This is a genomic window from Neptuniibacter sp., assembly GCF_024231755.1.
GTDB lineage: Bacteria > Pseudomonadota > Gammaproteobacteria > Pseudomonadales > Balneatricaceae > Neptuniibacter.
In genome coordinates this window covers 21,616-28,372 of the sequence record NZ_JAAEQH010000044.1, presented here as the reverse complement: position 1 = coordinate 28,372, position 6,757 = coordinate 21,616, and the positions used below count along the sequence as shown (strand labels likewise).

Below are 6,757 nucleotides of genomic sequence, written 5' to 3'. Positions count from 1 at the left end.
TTAGATTCTGTAGTTGCAGATGCCCCTGAACGCGCTCAACATCATCTCGCCCCAGATCTGACTCAGCATCTGAATCCAACAGATCAAAGATACTTTCTGCAGCAGCAATGCCTCGCTGAATGACAGAATTCACCTCTGTCAGAGTTCGTAGTGGTTTAGCGATTAGACCGGCAGCAGTAATAAATGCGATAAACTCACCAGCGGACATTCCGGAATTAAGCACCGGGTGAAGTGATAAAAAGATCAGCAAAGCCAATGACGAAGAGACAATAAATTGCACGATCGGAGTGCTGAGTGCCTCAGTCGCCGCCAACTTCAGACTCTGTTTAAGATTCTGCTTACTGGCAGCAAAAAAACGCTGACGTTCAGATTCACAGCCCCCAAACATCCTGACAATCTGCATACCCTGAACGTTTTCAGATACCACATGGGACACTTCACCCATCGAATCCTGAATACGATGCCCAAGACGACGAAAACGTTTAGAGGCATACCAAACAACACCAGCAATCAATGGAGAGACAGCAGCAAAAACCATCGTTAACTGCCAATTGAGATAGAGCAGATAACATAGCAAACCCAGAACAGTTGCCCCTTCTCGGATCGCAATTTTAAGAGAGTCCGTCGCTGCTTTAGTCACCTGTTCAACATTAAAGGTGATTTTCGAAAGGATATGCCCAGAACTATTCTCGTGGAAAAACTGCACAGGTAAGACCAATAAACGCTGAAACATAGCCACCCTTAACTGGTGAACAACGTTTCGAGCAACATAGGCAATAAAGTAGTTACCTGTAAATGTACCAATGCCCCGAATCAGCGCGATGGCTAATAATGCTAGAGGGCCATATATATATACTTGGCTCGACTCATCATTGATGGCATCCACCAAATATTCCATTAATGCTGCAAACCCTGTTTGAGAAGCAGCATAAAGAATAAAGCCGATAATACCTATCATAAAAGCGACCCAATAAGGGCGCACATAGGTCAACAATCTAAGGTAAACATCCATGCCTCTTACTGAGGTCTTTTTGTCCTCTGACATCTATCTCTCATTTCGCACTTATAAACTGGCCTTATTGTACCTTCTCCAGCCGCTTTGCCCCAACCATTGACCTAGCTGAAACCCCAAATGCCAGTTATAATCCAGCGAATTACTCTAAATTCTTGCCCCGTGAACAATTCAAACGCCTTCAAATCACCACAATTTTGGCCAACATGGCTAGGTATCTTTATTTTACGTTTACTAGCGATGTTGCCTTTCAAGCCAGGCTTATTGCTAGGTAGATTGATCGGATCAGCCCTTTATTACCTGATTCCCAAGCGTCGCAAGGTTGTTGAGGTTAATTCTCGCCTTTGTTTCCCTGAATTTTCTGAGCCAGAACGCCAGCAATTCGTAAAAGACGTCTTCCGCAACAACGGCATCGGCATTATCGAAACCGCCTGGTCTTACTGGGGAAACAAAGAATCTATCAAAAATCGAACTACCTATTTAGGCTTTGAGCATCTTGAAAAAGCACTAGAGGAAGGGCGAGGAGTCATCATACTAGGCGCTCACTACTCCTGCCTTGATCTGGGAATAGCGCTTTGCTCGCTGTATGGTAAACCTTTGGTAACCATGTACCGAGAGCATAACAATCCGCTGATGGAACAGGTTATCCACAAGGGAAGATCCACCTGGTGTGAACCGGTTGAACGCAAAAAACTACGCGAAATCGTACGCTACCTGCGCAAAAACTACTTAGTATGGTATGGCCCGGATCAGGACTTTGGGGCCAAAAAATCTGTATTTGTACCTTTTTTTGGTCACACTGCCGCAACTATCACTGCCACGACTAAAATGGCAAGACTAAACAAATCGCCGATGCTAGCGTTACAGCAACGCCGAAACGAAGATGATTCCGGTTACACCGTTGAGATTTGCCCCGTGGATGGTTTTCCCAGTGGAGATGAAATTGAAGATGCTCGTCTGGTGAATCAAGCAATTGAAGCAGGGATCCGCAAAGCTCCGAGCCAATATATGTGGGTCCATAAGCGCTTCAAAACGCAACCGGATGGTGAACAGAAACTCTACAAGAAAGCAGGCTGCTAGCAATGAACGGAGGCAACCAAAACGTTGCAGCCCAACAGCGTATCTACGCAAAATGCTATCACCTATAATAGGCGGGGTTGAAAATACTGCACAATGCAGTGTAGCTGTTTATCTACGGAGCTCTTTTGATTAAATGATAACTGATGATCTTTTATCTTCTGTAGTAAATAAACTGCGCCTGAACACAGTAGCCGGGGCCTGGTTTTGGTTGGCCGTACTGTTTACAGCAACCTATTTTTTGCGCATTTGGCAGTATAGCTGGGCAGTCAATGACGATGGCGTTGTGTATATTTATACGGCAAAGAGCTATCTTGAAAGTGGCTGGGAAGCAGCATTCAGTACTTTTCAATGGCCAATCTATTCCGTCCTTATCGCTAAGCTCAGCCCTATATTGCAAGGAGATCTTGTAGCCTCAGCCAGATTAATCAATTTCTTGCTCCAGGCCCTGCTGGTTTGGTACCTATATAAACTTAGCGGCATGACAGAGCTTCATAAGAAGCATCGGCAGCTATTGATCGCCTTTTTCATAGTATCTATTGCGTTCTTTAATTTTCGCGTTTATATCCTGCGCGATCAGGGATTCCTGACTCTTTGTGTAATAGGGCTTTATTACGGAGCTTACTATTTAGAGCACGCTAAACCAAAGCATCTGATTGTTTGCCTACTTTCCTTTATGCTCGCCACACTTTTTAGAGTTGAAGCAGCTTTCTTACTAACGGTGAGTGCCACATTCCTTCCTCTGATGCACAAAAGGTATTGGCTTTCTCTTATATTGCTATTACTGGGCAGCTCTCTGCTCATGCTGCCTGGTTTGCTGCTCTCCTATTGGGGCGTAGAAAACCTGTTCTCTTATAGCATCTCAGCAGCAATAGATTACTTTGCTGATATATCTGTAAACCTGGATTCAAAGAAACAGGCAATTAGCCAGTATATATTTCATGATTACTGGCAGGACTACTCTTCTCCAGCTCTGTTCTTCATGTACGCAGGCGTATTTCTCTACTATCTATTGGGCAGCTTATCCATATATATCTTGGCAGCTTTTTATCTGAAGGGCCTAGAGTGGAATTCCGCTAATAAAATGATCGCCCTGGTGAGCATTACCGTCATAGGTTATTGCATAGTGTTCATGCTTGTACGGGACTTTCTTATATTTCGTTATAACCTTCTGCTAACCTATTTGCTGACCTTTCTAGCTATTTACCTTGTTATAGACGGCTATATCAAAAAGAGGTCTTATCACAAGTTAATGGTTTTCTTGGTTTTATTTCTACCACTGGCAAAAATCATAGATACTCCTTCCGGTAGCAAGCGGTTACTTTTGGAGGCTAACGAAGCAATTCTGAATTATGAAATGCCAAACCCACAAGTGCTATCAAATGCAGTTCAGATCTCTCTTATAAATGATGTACCCTGGAAAACAGCAGCACGTTACCGGAACAAACCAAAAATTCTTTTAGATGCAATGCAAAAACCTTTGCTCAATAACCAAGCACTCATCCACCTAGGATATACAGATACAGATCTTAAATTACATGAAGCTAACTGCCTGGCCTATTCTGAGACTGAAGGACGCAGGAAAGTAGTCTTGGTTCTAAACCGAAGCCATTGTAAATAAAGAGTAATGCAGATACCCATGGTTAACAACACAATGGAACTCATAGCAGGAAACTCAGATTTTCTTAATGAAGGCATCTCTGAAACTTCTCTTCACAATAACTCTACGGTTTTAAAGTCCGATAAGGGCCAGTCTGTTGGTATCTTTGAGGACCGCCTTATTTGGAAATTTAAACAACACCCCAAAGGCAACATTCATAATCATTTCCTACGTAAAAAACTGGTAATGAAGCATCAGCGCGCGGAAATGTTTTACTCTGATTTTGAAGGCAGCTGCTGCAAGCCTTATGGCATTTGGGCGTCAGAGTCCGGTTATTATTTGTTACTGGAGTATTTAAAATTTAAGAATATTGGCTCACTAAAGGCTAATGGCTCTTTGAATGACCCTGAACAAATGAAAAATATGGTGACAGCCGTTGCATCACTATTGGGTAGCATTCATCAGAAAGGATATTCTCATGGCGATATAAAGTGGGCGAACATTCTTTACGATCAGGAAAAGCAAACACCCTATCTAATCGACCTGGATAGCGTAAAAAAAGTTAGCTCTGTTTCTGCCAAGGCCTGCCGGATGGACGTAGCCCGTTTCGTAAGGGATGCTGCTCGTCTTGGTGCTTCAGACGAGCCTATAAGTATTTTTATTGACTGTTACGCAAGCAAAACCGGACAAAGCTACGAAACAGTGGTGCGTTCGATCCAAGCTCCATTGTCCAAGCTAACCGAACGCCACTACATCAAGATCAAGCCCTAAGACCCCGGCGCTCTATACCCTGAACCAGGACGCTGCGATTGATACTTTTTGCAGACCTCGTAAAAGCTACTATTAGCTGAACAGAGAACGTAACCGAGCGATGAGGTAACGTTTTTTAAAGCGGAAGTTTGTCGGCAACCATTCATGGTGCTTGGACGCTATTTGTTGATAAGTTTGCGCAAAACCTTTGTAGTTTTTGACGTGATAGTAAGCTGCCAAGCACTCTTCACAGTCTAATTTTCCTATCGTATTCTTTTCACTAGCATTCAGCTGAGGAAGGCTGACAAGCGACTCAGAAAACTTCGGGAATTGCTGAATAATCTTGCCGTAAGCAGACCTTGCCGAAACTGCACTGGCATGAACTCTATTAGAAACAAATGGTACTAATAGCACCTCCATCTCGCATATGAGCCTGATAAACAGCTGCATATCTTCCATATTGGTCAGGTCTGCATTGTAGCCTTGTAACCTTACAAACTCTGAGCGATACAGCATATAGCAGTTGTTACTGATACGAGAAGGAGCCTCCAAATAGCTGGCTACTCCATAAGGCGCGCCGCAGATTGTTTGAAACTGAGTTAGAGCTTCCTCTGGAGTTTTACCTGGTCTTTGTGTTGCAGTAAAAACCACGCCTTGGAAACCCGCTTTAAAAGGCTCCATACGTGCCTTGAGTGATCCGGGCGTCAACTCATCATCTGAGTCTAAGCAGCATATCAGCTCTCCATCAGCCTCCTGAGCACCGCGATTTCTTGAAAATGATTTTTCCTTGTTAGGAGAGTTTTTAAGATAAAGAACTTGATCTTTATAAAGCTGATTGATGCTAGCTTCTGTTTCATCTGTAGAACCATCATCGACAACGACGCACTGCAACTGATCACCTGGTTCTAGTTCCTGAGCAAGCACCGAATCGATAGCATCTTTAACTTTTGGCCAGCGGTTATAGCTTGGAATAACAACAGAAACTTTCATTGGCTCTCCTGCGTGCTCAGTAATAATTCAAGCACGGTTGAAGGTTCTAGTGCATCGAGACAACTAACGCTACGTTGGCATTCCCCTTTGCTACATTCTGGCAAACAGGGTTCAGCTGATCGCAAAACATGACCGTTGGGTGAAAGCGGTGCCCACAACACAGCATCGGTAGGCCCAAACAAACTGATTACAGTAGCCGGGGTTGTTGCTAATAAGTGCGCCGGGCCCGAGTCATTGCCGATAAAGCCTTTGGCAATAAACCCTAGATGTATGGTTTCAATTAGGTTGAACTGCATGAACCCGTTTAATGGGCTTATTCTGTTGTTTGCCACTATTTGATCAACCTGGTCTTTGTCAGCACCACTGCCTATAAGCAGAATCTGGTAGCCCTGTTGCTCTAGTTTCTCAATGAGAGAGCACCAATATTTAATCGGCCAGAGCTTATACTCCTTACCTGCTCCAGGATGAATAACTAGCAAAGTTTTACCGCTATCACGTCCTAACTGAACGAGCTTTGCAGCAATGTTATTCAGGATTGCTTCGTTGGCAACTGCCTGGACAGGCTCCACTTCAACCGGGCCAATCAAAGGCAGAAATGGCATTCGGTAATAGTCCACTTGATGAACAGGCTTCAGTGACGTGTTATCCGCCTGCCAGTCGAACTGATCTTTAAGTTTCGGCCGGCAGTAGTAAGCAGATATGTAGTTTGCACCGCTGAACTGGGCAAGCTTGAGTGATTCCGAATGGCCATAAAGGTCCACAGCCACATCACTTTTTTGAGCACGAAAAGACTTCCATAACCGAAAAAGTAGTTTCAGCTTAGTACCAAGGGATGGAGATTTCCCCCTTAGGGCAAAGGGAATAAATTCTACTTCTGGCAAAAAATATTCGGCTAGGCCGAGCAGTTTGGAGTCGACAATACAACGCAATGACTGGTTCGGTTTGAGTTGCCTGCTAACCGCTTGTATCGCATACAAGCTGACCATTAGATTCCCGATATGTCGATCGGTCATAACGACCAACAACCGTTCAAAGTCCTGGTTTTCTACAAGGGGAAAATTTGAGCCTGGTTCGATGAAAGATTGAGATTCACCTTCAGCATTCAGTGAAGGTTTCCATTGCCTCGAGTTATCCAGTTTTTCATAACCCGTTTTATCCACATCACCCATTACCAAGCCTCTTTACACGGCATCTGATCGCCTGAGCGGAGTATCCGCGATACTCTGAGTGCTTTCAAGGTTTTTGCCCTCTTTTACAAAACCGGCGCACACTAGAGAGTTTTTTCATAAACCAAGCCCAACGGACTTCAGATAATAAAACGAAGATGT

6 protein-coding genes are annotated in these 6,757 nt (G+C 44.0%); 3 read left to right on the top strand and 3 right to left on the bottom strand.

Going from position 1 to position 6,757, the window contains the following annotated elements:
* On the bottom strand, positions 1-1,045 hold a 1,045-nt coding region (locus GY843_RS01570; protein WP_297305968.1), incomplete at its 3' end, for an ABC transporter transmembrane domain-containing protein.
* Positions 1,046-1,132: 87 nt separating this feature from the next.
* On the opposite strand from GY843_RS01570, the gene lpxL reads away from it, so the two are divergent.
* The 3 genes from lpxL to GY843_RS01555 all read left to right on the top strand — a co-directional run bounded on the left by lpxL (position 1,133) and on the right by GY843_RS01555 (position 4,460).
* Complete coding sequence (gene lpxL / locus GY843_RS01565; protein WP_297305967.1) at positions 1,133-2,092, top strand: LpxL/LpxP family Kdo(2)-lipid IV(A) lauroyl/palmitoleoyl acyltransferase; 960 nt, start codon at positions 1,133-1,135, stop codon at positions 2,090-2,092.
* Positions 2,093-2,225: 133 nt separating this feature from the next.
* Complete coding sequence (locus GY843_RS01560; protein WP_297305966.1) at positions 2,226-3,710, top strand: hypothetical protein; 1,485 nt, start codon at positions 2,226-2,228, stop codon at positions 3,708-3,710.
* Between the two features lie 18 nt (positions 3,711-3,728).
* Positions 3,729-4,460: a lipopolysaccharide kinase InaA family protein gene (locus tag GY843_RS01555; RefSeq protein ID WP_297305965.1), complete on the top strand. Its 732-nt coding sequence runs from the start codon at positions 3,729-3,731 to the stop codon at positions 4,458-4,460.
* Between the two features lie 72 nt (positions 4,461-4,532).
* On the opposite strand, the gene GY843_RS01550 is transcribed toward GY843_RS01555, so the two are convergent.
* Both GY843_RS01550 and GY843_RS01545 read right to left on the bottom strand, forming a co-directional pair.
* A complete protein-coding gene (locus GY843_RS01550; RefSeq protein ID WP_297305964.1) occupies positions 4,533-5,429 on the bottom strand; it encodes a glycosyltransferase family 2 protein in 897 nt (298 codons plus the stop codon).
* The gene (locus GY843_RS01545; RefSeq protein WP_297305963.1) at positions 5,426-6,598 is read right to left on the bottom strand and encodes a glycosyltransferase family 9 protein; all 1,173 of its coding nucleotides are present in this window, start codon (positions 6,596-6,598) and stop codon (positions 5,426-5,428) included. Before GY843_RS01545 ends, GY843_RS01550 begins: the two co-directional genes overlap by 4 nt.
* Positions 6,599-6,757 lie beyond the last annotated feature (159 nt).